The sequence below is a fragment of the Mitsuaria sp. PDC51 genome (assembly GCF_900113225.1).
Classification (GTDB): domain Bacteria; phylum Pseudomonadota; class Gammaproteobacteria; order Burkholderiales; family Burkholderiaceae_C; genus Roseateles.
Genome location: NZ_FOZE01000001.1, coordinates 732796 through 749042, shown reverse-complemented (window position 1 = coordinate 749042; position 16247 = coordinate 732796). Strand labels below are relative to the sequence as shown.

Annotated in this window: 14 protein-coding genes; 9 read left to right on the top strand and 5 right to left on the bottom strand. The window is 69.5% G+C overall.

Annotated features, from left to right (window positions below; genetic code table 11):
• Positions 1-230 precede the first annotated feature (230 nt).
• Positions 231-1022 (top strand): rhamnogalacturonan acetylesterase, encoded by a 792-nt coding sequence (locus BM393_RS03335; RefSeq protein WP_091721886.1) that lies wholly within the window; start codon positions 231-233, stop codon positions 1020-1022.
• A 29-nt stretch (positions 1023-1051) separates the two neighbouring features.
• Entirely contained in the window at positions 1052-1987 is a 936-nt protein-coding gene (locus BM393_RS03330; RefSeq protein WP_217648378.1) for a sugar kinase, read from the top strand.
• Positions 1988-2020: 33 nt separating this feature from the next.
• Here the strand turns inward: BM393_RS03330 and BM393_RS03325 are convergent, their stop codons facing one another.
• From BM393_RS03325 to uraH, 3 genes are all read right to left on the bottom strand, one after another.
• Positions 2021-3271, bottom strand: coding sequence for a urate hydroxylase PuuD (locus tag BM393_RS03325; protein ID WP_091721877.1), 1251 nt, complete (start codon positions 3269-3271; stop codon positions 2021-2023).
• Between the two features lie 236 nt (positions 3272-3507).
• Positions 3508-4326 carry a xanthine dehydrogenase accessory protein XdhC gene (gene xdhC, locus BM393_RS03320; protein WP_091721874.1) on the bottom strand — a complete coding sequence of 273 codons (819 nt, stop codon included), beginning with the start codon at positions 4324-4326 and terminating at the stop codon, positions 3508-3510.
• Between the two features lie 8 nt (positions 4327-4334).
• Positions 4335-4688 carry a hydroxyisourate hydrolase gene (uraH, locus tag BM393_RS03315; protein ID WP_091721870.1) on the bottom strand — a complete coding sequence of 118 codons (354 nt, stop codon included), beginning with the start codon at positions 4686-4688 and terminating at the stop codon, positions 4335-4337.
• Between the two features lie 72 nt (positions 4689-4760).
• Between uraH and BM393_RS03310 the strand changes: the two genes are divergently transcribed.
• The 6 genes from BM393_RS03310 (at position 4761) to BM393_RS03285 (ending at position 12775) form a co-directional block, all read left to right on the top strand.
• Complete coding sequence (locus BM393_RS03310; protein ID WP_091721867.1) at positions 4761-5444, top strand: GntR family transcriptional regulator; 684 nt, start codon at positions 4761-4763, stop codon at positions 5442-5444.
• Positions 5445-5457: 13 nt separating this feature from the next.
• Positions 5458-6414, top strand: coding sequence for an allantoinase PuuE (gene puuE, locus BM393_RS03305; protein WP_091721864.1), 957 nt, complete (start codon positions 5458-5460; stop codon positions 6412-6414).
• A 33-nt stretch (positions 6415-6447) separates the two neighbouring features.
• Entirely contained in the window at positions 6448-8262 is a 1815-nt protein-coding gene (gene uraD / locus BM393_RS03300) for a 2-oxo-4-hydroxy-4-carboxy-5-ureidoimidazoline decarboxylase (RefSeq protein WP_091721859.1), read from the top strand.
• A 107-nt stretch (positions 8263-8369) separates the two neighbouring features.
• Positions 8370-9617 (top strand): M20/M25/M40 family metallo-hydrolase, encoded by a 1248-nt coding sequence (locus BM393_RS03295; RefSeq protein ID WP_091721856.1) that lies wholly within the window; start codon positions 8370-8372, stop codon positions 9615-9617.
• A gap of 138 nt (positions 9618-9755) precedes the next feature.
• Positions 9756-10226 (top strand): DUF2946 domain-containing protein, encoded by a 471-nt coding sequence (locus BM393_RS03290; protein ID WP_175538174.1) that lies wholly within the window; start codon positions 9756-9758, stop codon positions 10224-10226.
• A 179-nt stretch (positions 10227-10405) separates the two neighbouring features.
• The gene (locus tag BM393_RS03285) at positions 10406-12775 is read left to right on the top strand and encodes a TonB-dependent receptor (RefSeq protein ID WP_091721850.1); all 2370 of its coding nucleotides are present in this window, start codon (positions 10406-10408) and stop codon (positions 12773-12775) included.
• A 9-nt stretch (positions 12776-12784) separates the two neighbouring features.
• Here BM393_RS03285 and BM393_RS03280 read toward each other — a convergent pair whose 3' ends face one another.
• Positions 12785-13063 (bottom strand): type II toxin-antitoxin system RelE/ParE family toxin, encoded by a 279-nt coding sequence (locus BM393_RS03280; RefSeq protein WP_175538173.1) that lies wholly within the window; start codon positions 13061-13063, stop codon positions 12785-12787.
• The gene (locus tag BM393_RS03275; protein ID WP_091721839.1) at positions 13060-13404 is read right to left on the bottom strand and encodes a hypothetical protein; all 345 of its coding nucleotides are present in this window, start codon (positions 13402-13404) and stop codon (positions 13060-13062) included. Before BM393_RS03275 ends, BM393_RS03280 begins: the two co-directional genes overlap by 4 nt.
• A gap of 305 nt (positions 13405-13709) precedes the next feature.
• On the opposite strand from BM393_RS03275, the gene BM393_RS03270 reads away from it, so the two are divergent.
• Positions 13710-15905, top strand: a complete 2196-nt coding sequence (locus BM393_RS03270) for a prolyl oligopeptidase family protein (protein ID WP_091721836.1) — start codon at positions 13710-13712, stop codon at positions 15903-15905.
• Positions 15906-16247 lie beyond the last annotated feature (342 nt).

The following is a 16247-nucleotide window of genomic DNA, read 5'->3' as shown; positions in this document are numbered from 1 at the left end:
TTCCACGAAGTGCACGCTGGTCATGGGGTCCGGGAAGGGCTGGGGGTTCCCGGACGGGACGCCCCCTGCCCTGGCCGGGCCCACGCTCTGAAGTCGCGCAGTCGAGGGAGGTTTCGGAGTACAACAACGACCGCCCACCGGCGCTGGCCAAGCGCCGACTCTCCACGGGGCATGGGGGCTCCCTCCGGGACCCCCATGCCCCATTCCGGTCGCACACCCTTGGAGGAATCATGAAGAAGGCATGGCTCGCTGCGCTCAGCGTCGTGGCTGGCGTCGCACAGGCGCAAGCGCAAGCACCGGCGCCATTGCCATCGCCGCCGTCGTCGCTGCGCGTGATCCTTGTCGGCGATTCGACGATGGCCACGAAGAGCGGCTACGGCGATGCGCTGTGCGCGCGCTTCCAGCCCGAGGTGAGCTGCCTCAACCTCGCCAAGGGCGGCCGCAGCACGAAGAGCTTCCGTGCCGAAGGCCTGTGGGACCAGGTGATGGCGCTGCTGCGCGCCCGGCCGGCAGGGCAGACCGATGTGGTGCTGATGCAGTTCGGCCACAACGACCAGCCCGGCAAGCCGGGCCGCTCGACCGACCTCCAGACCGAGTTCCCCGCCAATCTCGCCCGCTACATCGACGACGTCGCGCCGACCGGCGCGCGCCTGGTGATGCTGACGCCGCTGACGCGACGCAGCTTCGACGCACAGGGGCGGCTCGACAACGCGCTGCGTCCCTGGGCCGAGGCGATGATCCGCGTCGCCACCGAGCACCGCGTGCCGGTGATCGACCTGAACGCGATCAGCCATGCCGCGGTGCAGGCGATGGGTGAAGCGGAGGCCGACACGCTCGCGATGGCGCCCAAGCCGATCGATGCGCCCGCGCAGGGCGCCTCCTCGCCCGAACGCGCCGCCGGCGCGGCCAATCCGGTGTTCGATCGCACCCACCTGGGCGCCAAGGGCGCGCAGGTGTTCTCGGCGATGGTCGCCGGGCAGTTGCCCGTCGCAATGCCGGAACTTCAGCGTTGGCTGCGCTGAGCGAATCAGCCATGGATGGGAGATCTCCGATGACTCGACGCGTCGCCGTGATCGGCGAATGCATGCTGGAACTCAAGGGCCAGGCCTTCGGGCCCATGACCCAGGGCTACGGCGGCGACACCTTCAACACCGCCGTGTACCTCAAGCGCTGCGGCGATGCGGCCGGCGTGCAGGTGGCCTATGCGACCGCCCTCGGCGACGACGGCCTGAGCACCGGCCTGCTGGAGCGCTGGCGCGACCAGGGCATCGACACCCGGCTGGTGCGGCGGATCCCCGGACGCATGCCCGGGCTGTACCTGATCGAGGTCGATCCCGCCGGCGAGCGCAGCTTCCACTACTGGCGCGACACCGCCGCGGCGAAGGCCTATTTCGATGAAGCCGTCAGCCCGCTCGAGCACCATGCCGAAGACTTCGACGCGCTCTACCTCAGCGGCATCACGCTGGCCGTCCTGCCGCCCGCGGGGCGGGAGCGGCTCTTCGCGCTGATGGAGCGCCTGCGCGCACGCGGCGCGCAGGTGGTGTTCGACAACAACTTCCGCCCGCGACTGTGGCCCGACCGCGCCGCGGCACGCGACACCTTCGAGCGCGCGTTCTCGCTGGCCACGATCGCGCTGGTGACCGCGGACGACCATCAGGCGCTGACGGGCCTCGACTCTTTGGAGGCTGCGATCGCGCAGGCACAGTCGCTGCCGACGCCGGAGGTGCTGATCAAGCGCGGTGCATCGCCCACGCTGGTGCACAGCGCGCAGGCGCCCAGGCACTGGGCCGAGGCGCCGACAGAGGAAGTGGCGCGCGTCGTCGACACGACCGCCGCGGGCGATGCCTTCGCGGGCGGCTACCTGGCGCGGCGCCTGGCCGGCGCGGATGCGGTGAGCGCGGCGGTCTTCGGCAATCGCGTCGCGGCGCGGGTGATCCAGCATCCGGGCGCGATCATTCCGATCGAGGTCATGGGCGATCTGGTCTGAGCGAGCGGCTCCGACCAGGGGCGCGCGACGACGTCAGCGCTCCTTGAACCAGCGTCCGAGCGTCGCCCGCTCCTCGTCGGTGATACCGGTCGCGTTGTTGAGCGGCATGCTCTTCTGCACGACCACCTGCTGGTAGATCTCGGCCGCGTGCTGCTCGATCAGCTGCGGCTCGTGGAACTGGATGCGCTTGGGCGCCAGCGCCGCGTTGTGGCAGGCCAGGCAGCGGGCGGCGACGATGGCCTTCACCGTCTCGAAGGAAACCTTGCCGTCGGCCGCCGTCGCGGTTGCCCCCGTCGAGGCGGCGCCGGGCGTGGCCGGGGCGCTCAGCGCGGGGGCCGCGGTCACGGGCACCATCGCCGGTTGCGGTGCGAGCCACGCGATCAGTCCCGCCAGCAGCATGGCCACGGCCACCAGCAGCGGCCAGGCATCGACGCCCTTGTGGCGCTTCACGAACCAGGTCCGCACCAGCGCGCCCACCAGCATCAGCAGCACCAGCACCAGCCAGTTCTGCGGATGGCTGTAGAGCATGCCGTAGTGGTTGGACAGCATCGCGATCAGCACCGGCAGCGTGAAGTAGGTGTTGTGCACGCTGCGTTGCTTGCCGCGCTGGCCGTGGACCGGGTCCACCGGCCGACCGGCCCGCATGTCGGCGATCACCTGCTTCTGGCCGGGAATGATCCAGAAGAAGACGTTCGCGCTCATCATCGTGGCGATCATCGCGCCGGTGATCAGGAAGGCCGCACGCCCGGCGAAGAGCTGGCTCGCGCCCCAGGCCGCAGCGACGATGGCCACGGCGACCAGCCCGAGCACCACGCCGTCGTTGCCGATCGAACCGTCGGCCTTGCGACCGAAGCGCCGGCAGATCTGGTCGTAGACGATCCAGCCGCCGGCCAGGAAGCCCAGCGCCGCGGCCACCGCCGCGCCGGCGCTCCAGTCATGGACGCGCTTGTCGATCAGGTAGGTGTCGGCGTTGAACAGGTAGAGCAGCGCGAACAGCGCGAAGCCGCTCATCCAGGTCCAGTAGCTTTCCCAGTAGAACCAGTGCAGCTCCCGCGGCAGGTTGGCGGGTGCCACCATGTACTTCTGCGGGTTGTAGAAGCCACCGCCGTGCACCGCCCAGAGCTCGCCGTCCACGCCCTTGGCCTTCAGGTCCTCGGCCTGCGGCTTGAGCAGGTGGTTGTCCAGCCAGACGAAATAGAACGAGGCGCCGATCCAGGCGATGGCCACGATCACGTGCAGCCAGCGCAGCAGAAGATTGGCCCAGTCAAGCAGGTAGCTGTCCATCAACGAACGTTGAGCAAGTTCCGGACCACCACTGCGGGCGCTGTGAACCGGCAAGCGTCGCGCTGAGAAAAACTGGGCGCCGCGGCGACGTTGAGGAGGAGAGTGTATACAGTTTGGTGCGCTAAGGAGGCCGCTGGCCCTCACCCCTGCCCTCTCCCGCAAGCGGGAGAGGGAGTAGATGGCGGGCCTGCGCCAGGAGGGAGAGGGAGTCGGGCGGAGGGAGAGCTCAGCGCGGCTCAGCGGGGTTCGGTGGGCGTCTGCATCGCCTGGGCGACGACCGAGAGCGCCACGATTTCCGGCTGCTTGCCCACAATGCCCGGAATGCCGATCGGGCAGGTCACGTGGGCGAGTTCGGCCGGGCTGAAGCCCCGTGCCTCCAGCCGGTGCCGGAAGGTCGCCCACTTGCTCCTGCTGCCGATCAGACCGATGGAGGGCAGGTCGCAGGCCTCGCGCTGGCGCTTCAGGCACGCGGCCACGATGTCCAGGTCCTCCGCGTGGCTGAAGCTCATGATCAACACCTGCGAGCCGGCCGCCAGCGTCGGCACCGCGCCCTGCACCGGCTCGGACTGCTCGGCGCGGACGTTGTCGGGCAGCGTCTCGGGGAAGACGCCCTCGCGGCTGTCGATCCAGTGGACCCGCACCGGCAGCCGGGCCAGCAGGTCCACGATCGCGCGGCCCACGTGGCCGCCACCGAACAGCGCGATCGGCCGCCAGCCGCTCTGGTCGCCCAGGCGCTCGGCAAGGCCCGCGATCGACCGGGCGTCCAGCCACTCGAAGCCCAGCCACACGACGCCGCCGCAGCACTGGCCCAGCGACGGCCCGAGCGCGAAGCGCTGGCGCGCCTCCATCACCCGGCCCGCCGCAAGCGCGGCGCGCGCCTTGGCGATCGCATCGAATTCCAGTTGACCGCCGCCGATCGTGTTCACCACCTCCGACGCGGTCACCGCCATCCAGGCCCCGACCTCCCGCGGCCCGCTGCCCTGCAGCGTCTCGACGCGCACCAGCACCGCCGGCTCGCGCGCGAGCTTCAGGGCCAGGGTCTGCCAGGGCCGCATCGGTCGCCTCAACTGCCCCGGTAGGTGGAGTACGACCAAGGGGTGGTCAGCAACGGCACGTGGTAGTGCGCCGCCGGATCGGCGATGCCGAAGTCCAGCGGGACCTCGTCGAGGAATGCGGGCTCGGGCAACTCGACGCGCTGGCCGCGGAAATAGGCGGCAACTTCGAACACCAGGCGGTAGCGGCCCGCGCGCAGCGCCTCGTCCGCCAGCAGCGGCGCGTCCGCGCGGCCGTCGGCATTGAGCGTCAGCGCCTGCAGCAGTTGCGGCCCGCCCGCCTCCAGCCGGTACAGCCGCACCGCCATGCCGGCCGCCGGCCGGCCGTGCATCGTGTCCAGGACGTGTGTGGTGAGCTTGCCCATCGGCGCCTTCGATGAATGGGAGGAATGAAAGCGCAAAGTGTATACACTCTGGGACACACCGCCCACCCCATCATGAACGCCCGCGACCTCGACGCCAGCGCTTCCGTCACCGAGCGCATCACCGCCGCCATCACGCAGGCCATCGTCGAGCGCCGCCTGATGCCGGGCACCAAGCTGGTCGAGCAGCAGCTGGCGGACATCTTCGACTGCTCGCGCACGCTGGTGCGCCAGGCGCTGAACCAACTCAGCCGCGACCGGCTGGTGAAGCTGGAGCCGGCCCGCGGCGCCTTCGTCGCGCAGCCCAGCGTCGAGGAGGCGCGCCAGGTCTTCGAGGTGCGCAAGATGCTGGAGGCGGCGATGCTGACCCACCTCTGCCAGCGCATCACCCCGGCGCAGATCAAGCAGCTGCGCGCCCACCTGAAGCAGGAACGCGACGCCATCGGCCGCACCGACGTGCCGGGTCGCACGCGGCTGCTGGCGGACTTTCATGTCGTGCTGGCCCGCATGCAAGGCAACGAGGTGCTCGCGCAGTTGCTGACCGACCTGCTCTCGCGCAGCTCGCTGATCGCGCTGATGTACCAGAGCTCCCATTCCGCCGCCGAATCCCAGTCCGAGCACGAGGCCATCGTCGACGCGCTCGAGGCCCGCGACAAGCGCGCGGCGCTGAAGCTGCTCGAGGCGCATCTCGGCAACGTCGAGGCCAACCTGCGGCTCGATCCTCGCGTGCAGGACCTGAAGTCGGTCCTCCAACCCTGACCCCGCCCCGCCCATGAAGCCCGTCGTCTCCCCTGGTTATCCCCGCGACCTCGTCGGCTACGGCGAACACCCGCCGCATGCGCAATGGCCCGGCCAGGCGCGCATCGCGGTGCAGTTCGTCCTCAACTACGAGGAAGGCGGCGAGAACTCGGTGCTGCACGGCGACGCCGGCAGCGAGCAGTTCCTGTCCGAGATGTTCAATCCGCCCGCCTTCGCGGCGCGCCACCTGAGCATGGAGGGCATCTACGAATACGGCTCGCGCGCCGGCGTCTGGCGGCTGCTGCGCGAATTCGAGAAACGCGCGATGCCGCTGACCGTCTTCGGCGTGTCGATGGCGCTGGAGCGGCATCCGGAACTGACGCGGGCCCTCGTCGAGTTGAATCACGAGATCGCCTGCCACGGCTGGCGCTGGATCCATTACCAGCAGGTCGACGAGGCCACCGAGCGCCAGCACATGGACATCGGCATGGACATCATCCAGCGCCTGACCGGCGAGCGGCCATCGGGCTGGTACACCGGACGCGACAGCCCGCACACGCGGCGCCTGGTCGCCGACTTCGGCGGCTTCGAGTACGACAGCGACTACTACGGCGACGACCTGCCCTTCTGGCTCAACGTCCGCAAGACCGATGGCACGCTGGCGCCGCAGCTGGTCGTGCCCTACACGCTGGACTGCAACGACATGCGCTTCGCGCTGCCGCAGGGCTTCAGCCACGGCGACGAGTTCTTCGAGTACCTGCGCGACAGCTTCGACGTGCTCTACGCCGAGGGCGCCGAGGCGCCGAAGATGATGAGCATCGGCATGCATTGCCGGCTGCTCGGCCGGCCCGGCCGCATGCGCGCGCTGCAGCGTTTCCTCGATCACGTCGAGAAGCATGACCGCGTCTGGATCGCCCGCCGCGTCGACATCGCCCGCCACTGGCGCGCGACGCATCCATTCGATGCGGACCAGGCCTTCGTCTGGGGCTGAGGCCCCGGATCCTTCGAGTCTTCCGAGCCGCCGATGAGCCCCACCGCCGTTCCGCCCTCTCCCGTCCTGTCCCTGCCCGCGCTGAACGCGGCGGGCGAGGACGCCTTCGTCGCGCTGCTGGACGGCGTCTACGAGCATTCGCCCTGGATCGCGCGACGGGCCTTCGCCGCGCGGCCCGCCGAAGGCTTCGCGAGCCTCGCCGCGCTCAAGCATGCGCTGGCCACCGTGGTTCGCGAGGCCGCGCTCGACGAGCAGCTCGGCCTCATCCGCGCGCACCCGGAACTCGCCGGCAAGGCGATGATCGCGAAGTCGCTGACCGCCGAGTCCACCCACGAGCAGCGCACCGCCGGCCTCACCGCCTGCACGCCCGAGGAGTTCGCGCGCCTGCAGCAGCTGAACGCCGATTACAACGCGCGCTTCGGCTGGCCCTTCATCCTGGCGGTGCGCGGCCCGCGCGGCGACGGCCTGTCGCGCCAGCAGATCATCGACACCTTCGCGCGGCGCCTGAACGCGCATCCGGACATCGAGCGCGCCGAGTGCCTGCGCAACATCCACCGCATCGCGGAGATCCGGCTCAACGACAAGTTCGGCGTCGAGCCCCAGCTCGGCAACCAGGTCTGGGACTGGGCGGAATCGCTGGCGCGTTTCTCCGATCCAGGCTTCGCCGAGAACGGCCAGCTCACGGTGCTCTACCTGACGCCGGCCCACCGGGCGGTCGCGGCGCAGCTCGCCGACTGGATGCGCGAGTGCGGCTTCGACGAGGTCGGCATCGATGCCGTCGGCAATGTCGTCGGTGTCTACCACGGCGAGGACCACGGGCAGCCCGGCGAGGCGCCGCGCCTGCTCACCGGCAGCCATTACGACACGGTGCGCAACGGCGGCAAGTACGACGGCCGGCTTGGCATCCTCGTGCCCATGGCCTGCGTTCGCGAGCTGCATCGCGCGGGCCGTCGGCTCAAGCATGGCATCGAGGTGGTCGGGTTCTCGGAGGAGGAAGGGCAGCGCTACAAGGCGACCTTCCTCGGCTCCAGCGCGCTGGTCGGCCGCTTCGATCCGGCCTGGCTGGACCAGGCCGACGCCGATGGCGTCGTGCTGCGCGACCTCATGCGCGACGCCGGCCTGCCCGCGACGATGGACGCCATCGAGGCGCTGCGGCGCGATCCGGCACGCTACCTCGGTTTCGTCGAGGTCCACATCGAGCAGGGCCCGGTGCTCAACGAGCTCGACCTGCCGCTGGGCATCGTCACCTCGATCAACGGCAGCATCCGCTACGTCGGCGAGGTGCGCGGCCTGGCCTCGCACGCCGGCACCACGCCGATGGACCGGCGCCGCGATGCCGCCGCGGCGGTCGCGGAGCTCATCCTGTATGTCGAGGATCGCGCCGGCGCGGTGCCCGAGGTCGTCGGCACCGTCGGCCAGCTGCAGGTGCCGAATGGCTCGATCAACGTCATCCCCGGCCGCTGCCGATTCAGCCTCGACCTGCGAGCCACCACCGACGCCGCGCGCGATGCGCTCGATGCCGACGTGCGTGCGCGCCTGGCGCAGATCTGCGAGCGGCGCGGCCTGAGCTTCACGCTCGAACGCACCGAAGCCGCCGCCGCCGCCCCGAGCGACGCGCATTGGCAGTCGCGCTGGGAGCGGGCCGTGAACGCCCTCGGCCTGCCGGTCCACCGGATGCCGTCGGGCGCGGGCCACGACGCGATGAAGCTCCACCAGGCGATGCCGCAGGCCATGCTGTTCCAGCGCGGCCTGAACCTGGGTATCAGCCACAACCCGCTGGAGGCGATCAGCAACGACGACACCGAGCTCTGCGTGCGCGCTTTCCAGGCGCTGCTCGACGACCTCTGAATCCCGTCAGGTCGCCGCGCCAGCTCGCCCCGTCCGATCGTCCGCCGCCACACCGTCCAGGCCGCATCACCTTCCGTCATCGCTCCGCGCTTCAGGATTGCCTCCCCATGACCGCTTCCCCGCCCTCCCTGCATGACGCGCTCGACGCGTGGATCGACGCCCACTTCGACGACGAAGTGCGCTTCCTGCAAGCGCTGGTGCGCGTGCCTACCGACACGCCGCCGGGCAACAACGCGCCACATGCGGAGCGCACGGCCGAGCTGCTGGCCGAGATGGGCTATGTCGCCGAGCAGCATCCCGTGCCGCAGGCGCAGGTCCGTGAGTACGGCCTGGAATCGCTGACCAACCTCATCGTGCGACGCCGCTTCGCGGACGGGGGACCGGTGATCGCGCTGAACGCGCATGGGGACGTCGTGCCGCCCGGAGAGGGCTGGACACACGACCCGTACGGCGCCGAGGTCGTTGACGGCCGGCTGTACGGGCGCGCGTCGGCGGTCAGCAAGAGCGACTTCGCGACTTACACCTTCGCGCTGCGGGCGCTGGAGGCGCTGGGCGCGCCGCTGCAGGGCGGCGTCGAACTGCACTTCACCTACGACGAGGAATTCGGCGGCGAACTGGGTCCGGGCTGGTTGCTCCGGCAGGGGCTGACGAAGCCGGACTACCTGCTGGCCGCTGGCTTCAGCTACCAGGTGGTGACCGCGCACAACGGCTGCCTGCAGATGGAAGTGACGGTGCACGGCAGGATGGCGCATGCCGCGATTCCGGACACCGGCATCGATGCGTTGCAGGGCGCGGTCGTGATCCTCAATGCGCTGTATGCGCGCAATGCCGAGTACCGGCGCATCACGTCGCAGGTCGAGGGCATCAAGCATCCCTATCTGAATGTTGGCCGCGTCGAGGGTGGCACCAACACGAATGTCGTGCCGGGCAAGGTGACCTTGAAGCTGGACCGCCGGATGATTCCGGAGGAGGACCCGGTGGTGGTCGAGGCCGAGATCCGCGAGACGATCGCGACGGCGGCGGCGTCGTACCCCGGCATCGAGGTGGACGTGAAGCGCCTGCTGCTGGCGCGCTCGCTGAAGCCGTTGCCGTCCAACCGTCCGCTGGTCGAGGCCTTGCAGCGTCATGGCGAGTTGATCTTCGGCGAGCCGATTCCCACCTCTGGCACGCCGCTGTACACCGATGTCCGTCTGTATGGTGAGCACGGCGTTCCTGCGGCGATCTATGGTGCGGGTCCACGCACGGTGCTGGAGTCGCATGCCAAGCGTGCGGACGAGCGGGTCGAGTTGTCGGATCTTCGTCGTGCGACGAAGGTGGTTGCCCGCACCTTGCTGGACCTGCTCCAGAAGCGCTGACCGCCGCCTCCCAGGCCCCTCACCGTACGCCGCGGTGTCTGAGGCGTGCATGGCGGGGGCCGGCGGCGAAGCCGAGCGTTCCATCTGACTGGAGCGCCGTCTGTGTGAGCGACGCGAGCCGAAGGTGAGCAGAGCGAGTTGGCGCGTTCGCTCGGCTTCGCCGCCGGCCCCCGCCATGCACGCGCGCTCGGTCCTAGAATCCGCCGCGTCATGCGTCTGCGATTTCCCTCCGCTTCCACCCGCTGGATGGCCGTCCTGGTCTTCTGGTTGGCGGCGGTATTGCCCGCAGCCTCGATGGCGGCGCAGGCGTTGAGCGGAGAGTTGGCGCCATGGACGCAGATTTGCCGATCCAGCGTGGTGGGTCCGCGGGCTGCCGAGTTGCGTGAGGGTTTGGCGGGCGGTGGTGTGGAGGATCAGGATCACGTGCTGTTCCAGCACTGTGCGTTCTGTCATTTGCATCAGGATGCGTTGCCGCTGCCGCCGGTACCGGGTGTGTTGGCGCTGCGGGTTGAGTTGCGTGAGGGTTTGCCGGAGCGGTTCTTCAGCGCGGCGATCACTGCGCATGTGTGGCGGAGGGCGCCGGCGAGGGCGCCGCCTTCGGTGGTTTGAGGCCGCTGCATCGGTGAGGTTCTGCAGCAAGGGGCACCGCATCGGGCGGGAGCTCCCACGCTCACCCCTCCCTCTCCCGCCCTGCGGGAGAGGGTGAAAAGAGGGGTTGGGAGAGCCCGACCGTGGGCTCTGCAGGCAACGGCTTTTCCGGTGCTCCTTCATTCCGTTGGAGTCCCTTCATGCAAAGACATTTCCGTGCGCGCCGCCTGCAAGTCGGCGTGCTTGCCCTGCTTGCGGGCGCCTGCGCCGCCACCGCCGCGGCAGACGACACTGCGCGTCGCACCGCGTCCCCCAGCACCGACCGAGTCGACGACACCGGGCTGCGTGCCGCGTCCCTCGGCGTCGTCCGGGTCGACGGCGCCGCGCCGACCTCCCTCCCCAGCCGCATCCCCACGACGATGGAGGGCGTTTCGGGCGAGGACATCGCCCGCGACATCAACGCCACCGATGCCGAGGATGCGCTCAAGTACCTGCCCAGCCTGCTGGTGCGCAAGCGCTACATCGGCGACTACAACCACGCGGTGCTGTCCACGCGCGCCTCCGGCACGGGCAACAGCGCGCGATCGCTGGTCTATGCGGACGGCATCCTGCTGTCCAACCTGCTCGGCAATGGCGCCACCTTCGCGCCGCGCTGGGGGTTGGTGTCGCCCGAGGAAATCAGCCGCGTCGACGTGATGTACGGGCCGTTCTCGGCGGCGTATCCGGGCAACGCGGTGGGCGCGGTGGTCGACTACCAGACCCGCATGCCCACGCGCTTCGAGGCGAACGCGCGGCTCGGCTACAGCCATCAGCCGGACGGCCTGTACGGCGCGCGGCGGAGCTACGACGCGAAGCAGGCCAGTGCCTCGATCGGCAGCGCCGAGGGCGCGTTTGCGTGGTGGCTGCACGCCGGTCGCACCGACAGCGAGGGCCAGCCGCAGACTTTCGCGAACCGGCCCGTGAGCAGCGCGGCCGCCAATCCGGCCGCCCCAACGGTGACAGGCGCAGTGCCAGGGCTGAACCGCACCAATCAGCCGTGGCTGCTGCTCGGCAGCGGCACGCAGTACGACACCGTCCAGGATCAGGCGAAGCTGAAGCTGGCCTACGAGCTGGCGCCGGGCCTGCGGGCGCTCTATGTCTTCGGGCTGTGGAGCAACCGCTCGGATGGCCACTCGCGAAGCTTCCTGATTGACGCCAGCGGCCAGCCGGTCGACCACCGCTACGGTGGCGGCCTCACGCAGCCGGTCAACATCGACGGCCAGAGCTACACGCTGGCCGCGAGCGACTTCCCGCAGACACGGGATGAGCTCGAACACCGCATGCATGCGTTGTCGCTGAAGCGGCGCGTCAGCGACGGGCTCGGCTGGGAGCTGTCGGGCAGCGTCTACGACTACCTCGCCGATCGCTCGCGCGCCTATGCGCCGACGCAGAAGGCCAGCGACGGTGGCCGCCTCACCGACCAGGCCGGCACCGGGTGGAACACGCTGTCCGCCAAGCTGACCTGGACGCCGGCGGGCAGCGATCACGCGATCGACGCTGGCCTCTCGCAGGAGCGCTACCAGCTGCGCACACGGGTGTCCGCGCTCAGCGACTGGCGCTGGGGGGCGGCGGGCGCGCAGACCTCGCGCTTCGAAGGCGACACGCGCGTGGGGGCCGTCTTCGCGCAGGACGCGTGGAGCTTCGCGCCGGACTGGACCGCGGTGCTGGGCCTGCGCGGCGAGCGCTGGCAGGCCTTCGATGGTCTCACGCAGGCCGCTGCCGATGCCACGCCGCATCGGCACGAGGATCGCGCCCGCACCGCGTGGTCGCCGAAGGCGGCGCTGTCCTACGGCCTCTCCGAGCACTGGGTGCTGAAGGCCAGCACCGGACGCGCGGTGCGCTTTCCCACGGTGAGCGAGCTGTTCCAGGGCGGCTTCGACCCGGCTGGCAACTTCATCAACAGCAATCCGCTGCTGAAGCCCGAGCGCAGTTGGACCAGCGAGCTCAGCGCCGAATGGACAGGCCGAGGACGCGACAGCCTGAGGATCACGCTGTTCCACGAGGACAGCCGGGATGCGCTCTATTCGCAAATCAATCCGGGCGTGATCACCTCGACCAGCACGGTGCAGAACATCGATCACGTGCGCACGCGCGGGGTGGAATTCAGCGGCACGGCGACGCTGCCCCAGCGGCTCACGCTGACAGGCAGTCTCACGTTCGCGGACTCGATCATCCTGGCCAACAGCGGCTACGCGGCGGTGCCCGGCGACACGATCGGCAAATGGCAGCCGCGCGTGCCGCGCTGGCGGGCGACGCTGCTGGCGCAATGGCAGGCGCGGGATGATCTGAGCCTGAGCCTGGGGGCGCGCTACAGCGGCAAGCAGTTCAGCACCCTGGACAACAGCGACGTCAACGGCTTCGCCTACATGGCGGCGAGCAAGTACTTCACCGTCGATACGCGGGCCCAGTGGAAGATCGACCGCCAGTGGACGCTGGCCGCCGGCGTCGACAACCTTAACAACTACCGCTACTGGAACTTCCATCCGTATCCGGGACGGACCTTCCAGGTGGAAGCGAGGTGGGATTACTGAGGGGCTGCCTCAACCAGGTGGCCACAGCCTCGCCGTGTGGATGATCCGCGCGATCCAGAGCACCTCGTCTTCCACGCGATAGACGATGCGGTAGCGTCCCTTGACAAAGGTCTCTCGAGTCTCGAAGTCTTCCCCTCGCGTCCCCAAGCCTGGCTGGAACGCCAGCAGGGACAGCTTCCTGAAGAACTCCTTCCGCATCTTTCGGGCGGCGAAGGGGTTCTCGTGGAAGATTCGAATGAGGATGTCGAAGAGTTCTGTCTGGGCAACTCGGCTGAAGGCGACCTTCACCGTTTCGACGGGAGGTCCTCGGACCCCGCCGCTCCGAGAAGCTGGTCCAGCGACTTCTCGACGTCCTCCCACGAGACCGTCTCGCCGCGATGGATCTCGGCCAGGCCGGCCTCGATCATGCGGAACTCCTTCGCACGTTCGCTGGAAGGATCGTGGTACTCGGCTGAGCTCCGGAACAGCGCGGCGCGGATCATCTGCTCGACCAGTTCGTCGACCGTGAAGCGAGCGCGCCGCGCTCGCTCCTCAAGTTCGCTTTTCAGTTCCGCTGCAATGTGGACGGTCAATGCGGAGAGCTTGCTCATATACGGACTGAAGTCGATGCGCTCAAGGAGGGCATTCATTCTGCACCTGCACTTTCCAACAAGGAGGAGAAGAGCAGTCTGAGCGCGCTGGCGACAGCCCGGATTCAGCCAGCCGCCCAAAACGACTGGGACCAGTCAGCGCTCGCCGAAAGTCGACCACTTTGAGCCAGCCCCTCACGCCACAGCCAGGCGCGGTCGCCGCTCGCCGACGCCCTCCGAGCCCCTCGGTGTTTCCCCGCCCTGACCAAAGGCACCCCCGGGTGGGCCGGGCACAATGCCGGCCCACCGCCCCGCCCGGCCACGAGCCACGCGGGGCGGCTCCCCGACTCTCAGGAGCACACCGCATGCATTCCCGTCTCACGCTGACCGCCGCGCTGGTGGTCGGACTCGGCGCCAGCGCGGCCGCCACCGCGCAAACCCCCGCGCCCGCCGCTGCCTCCGCCACCGCCTCGCAGGGCCTGAGCTACCCGGTCACCCGCAAGGTCGAGCAGACCGACAACTACCACGGCACCACCGTGGCCGATCCGTACCGCTGGCTCGAGGACGACAACAGCGCCGACACCAAGGCCTGGGTCCAGGCCGAGAACGCGGTCACCGACAAGTTCCTCGCCGCGATGCCGCAGCGCCTGCCCGCGCGCAAGCTCTACACCGACCTCTACAACTTCGAGAAGTTCGGCGTCCCCTACAAGGAAGGCGGCCGCTACTTCTGGACCCGCAACGACGGCCTGCAGCAGCAGGCGGTGCTCTACACCGCGCGCAGCCTGAAGGACACGCCGCAGGTCGCGCTCGATCCCAACACGCTGTCCAAGGACGGCACCGTCGCCCTGACCGGCGGCGCCGTGTCGCGCGACGGCAAGCTGATGGCCTACGGCACCGCCGGCGCCGGCTCCGACTGGCAGACCTGGAAGGTCCGCGACCTCGACACCGGCAAGGACCTGCCCGACACCATCGAGTGGGTCAAGTTCTCCAGCGCGTCCTGGACGCCCGACGGCAAGGGCTTCTTCTACTCGCGCTACGACGCGCCCAAGGCCGGCGCGGCCCTCACCGGCGCCAACTACTTCCAGAAGGTGTACTACCACCGCCTGGGCACGGCCCAGTCCGCCGACGTGCTGGTCGCCGAGAACCCGGCCGAGAAGGAATGGGGCTTCAACGTCGAGGTCACCGACGACGGCCGCCTCGCGCTCATCAATGTCTGGAAGGGCTCGGCCCGCAAGAACGGCCTGATGCTGCTGCCGCTGGACGGCCAGGGCGGCTACGCCGGCGCCAAGCCGGTCCCGCTGACGCTGAGCTTCGATGCGGAGTACAGCCCCGTCGTGCTCGACGGCCAGCGCCTGATCGTCAAGACCGACAAGGACGCGCCGCGCGGCCGCCTGATCGCGATCGACCTCGACAAGGACTGGACCGCCAAGGATCCCAAGACCTGGACCACGCTGGTGCCCGAGACCAAGGACGCGCTGACCGCCGCCAGCGGCGTCGGCGGCCACCTGGTGCTGAGCTACCTGCAGGATGCCTCGACGCTGGTGCGCGTGCATGCGCCCAGCGGCAAGCATGTCCGCGACCTGCAGCTGCCGGGCGTCGGCACCGCCGCCGGCTTCGGCGGCAAGTGGAACGATCCCGAGACCTTCTTCAGCTACACCAGCCTGACCACGCCGGGCGAGATCTGGCGCCTGGACGCGAAGACCGGCCGCGCCGAGCTCTTCAAGCGCACCCAGACCGCGTTCGACGCCAGCCAGTTCGAGAGCAAGCGCGTCTTCGTCACCAGCAAGGACGGCACGAAGCTGCCGATCTTCATCGCGCACCGCAAGGGCCTGAAGCTGGACGGCAGCAACCCGACGCTGCTCTACGGCTACGGCGGCTTCAACGTGCCGATGACGCCCGGCTACGGCGTCACCGCCGCGACCTGGATGAAGATGGGCGGCGTCTACGTGCTGGCCGTGCTGCGCGGCGGCGGCGAGTACGGCGCCGGCTGGCACGAGGCCGGCACCAAGCTCAAGAAGCAGAACGTCTTCGACGACTTCATCGCCGCCGGCGAGTACCTGGTCGCCAACAAGTACACCCAGCCGGCCAAGCTCGCCATCAATGGCGGCTCCAACGGCGGCCTGCTGGTGGGCGCGGTCGTGAACCAGCGTCCGGAGCTGTTCGGCGCGGCGGTGCCGCAGGTCGGCGTGATGGACATGCTGCGCTTCCACAAGTTCACCATCGGCTGGGCATGGACCTCGGACTACGGCAGCTCGGAGAACGCGGACGAGTTCAAGGCGCTGCTGGCGTATTCGCCGCTGCACACGATCAAGAGCGGTCCCGGCGTGCGCTACCCCGCGATCCTGGTCACCACCGGCGACCATGACGACCGCGTCGTGCCGGCCCACAGCTTCAAGTACACCGCGACGCTGCAGGCCGCCGAGACCGGCCCCGCGCCCAAGCTGATCCGCATCGAGACGCAGGCCGGCCATGGCGCCGGCAAGCCGACCTCCAAGATCATCGAGGAGCGCGCGGACATCCTGGCCTTCATCGCCAACACCTTCGGCATGGACGTCAAGTGAGCTGAGGACCTCCGCGTCCCGATCGGCGCCGGTGCGCGCGCCACGGCGCCCTGCCAGCGGAAATGGCGGTGAAATCCGGCCAGTTGTTTGGCCGGATTTGGGGCCTGTTCTTCGCGGCTCGCCGGCGCGCCCGGCGGCGATGATGCGAAGCATGAAGACACGCCGCACGCCCGCCTGCCCGCAGACCACGCTCCCGCGTCCCTGCTCGCATCCCTGCCCGGCCAGGCCCGCCCCGGCGCGGTCGCGACGCGACTGACGTCCTCCCCGATCCACGCGCCCAGGCCGCGGCCCCTCGCGGGTCGCCTCATGGCCGGCGCGCACGCGCTTCCGAATCGCCACGCC

Coding starts and splice junctions, on each gene's coding strand:
- BM393_RS03275 (WP_091721839.1), bottom strand. CDS start 13,404: ATGAATGCCCTCCTTGAGCGCATCGACTTCAGTCCGTATATGAGCAAG.
- puuE (WP_091721864.1), top strand. CDS start 5,458: ATGAAGCCCGTCGTCTCCCCTGGTTATCCCCGCGACCTCGTCGGCTAC.
- uraH (WP_091721870.1), bottom strand. CDS start 4,688: ATGGGCAAGCTCACCACACACGTCCTGGACACGATGCACGGCCGGCCG.
- BM393_RS03270 (WP_091721836.1), top strand. CDS start 13,710: ATGCATTCCCGTCTCACGCTGACCGCCGCGCTGGTGGTCGGACTCGGC.
- BM393_RS03330 (WP_217648378.1), top strand. CDS start 1,052: ATGACTCGACGCGTCGCCGTGATCGGCGAATGCATGCTGGAACTCAAG.
- xdhC (WP_091721874.1), bottom strand. CDS start 4,326: ATGCGGCCCTGGCAGACCCTGGCCCTGAAGCTCGCGCGCGAGCCGGCG.
- uraD (WP_091721859.1), top strand. CDS start 6,448: ATGAGCCCCACCGCCGTTCCGCCCTCTCCCGTCCTGTCCCTGCCCGCG.
- BM393_RS03310 (WP_091721867.1), top strand. CDS start 4,761: ATGAACGCCCGCGACCTCGACGCCAGCGCTTCCGTCACCGAGCGCATC.
- BM393_RS03285 (WP_091721850.1), top strand. CDS start 10,406: ATGCAAAGACATTTCCGTGCGCGCCGCCTGCAAGTCGGCGTGCTTGCC.
- BM393_RS03335 (WP_091721886.1), top strand. CDS start 231: ATGAAGAAGGCATGGCTCGCTGCGCTCAGCGTCGTGGCTGGCGTCGCA.
- BM393_RS03325 (WP_091721877.1), bottom strand. CDS start 3,271: ATGGACAGCTACCTGCTTGACTGGGCCAATCTTCTGCTGCGCTGGCTG.
- BM393_RS03295 (WP_091721856.1), top strand. CDS start 8,370: ATGACCGCTTCCCCGCCCTCCCTGCATGACGCGCTCGACGCGTGGATC.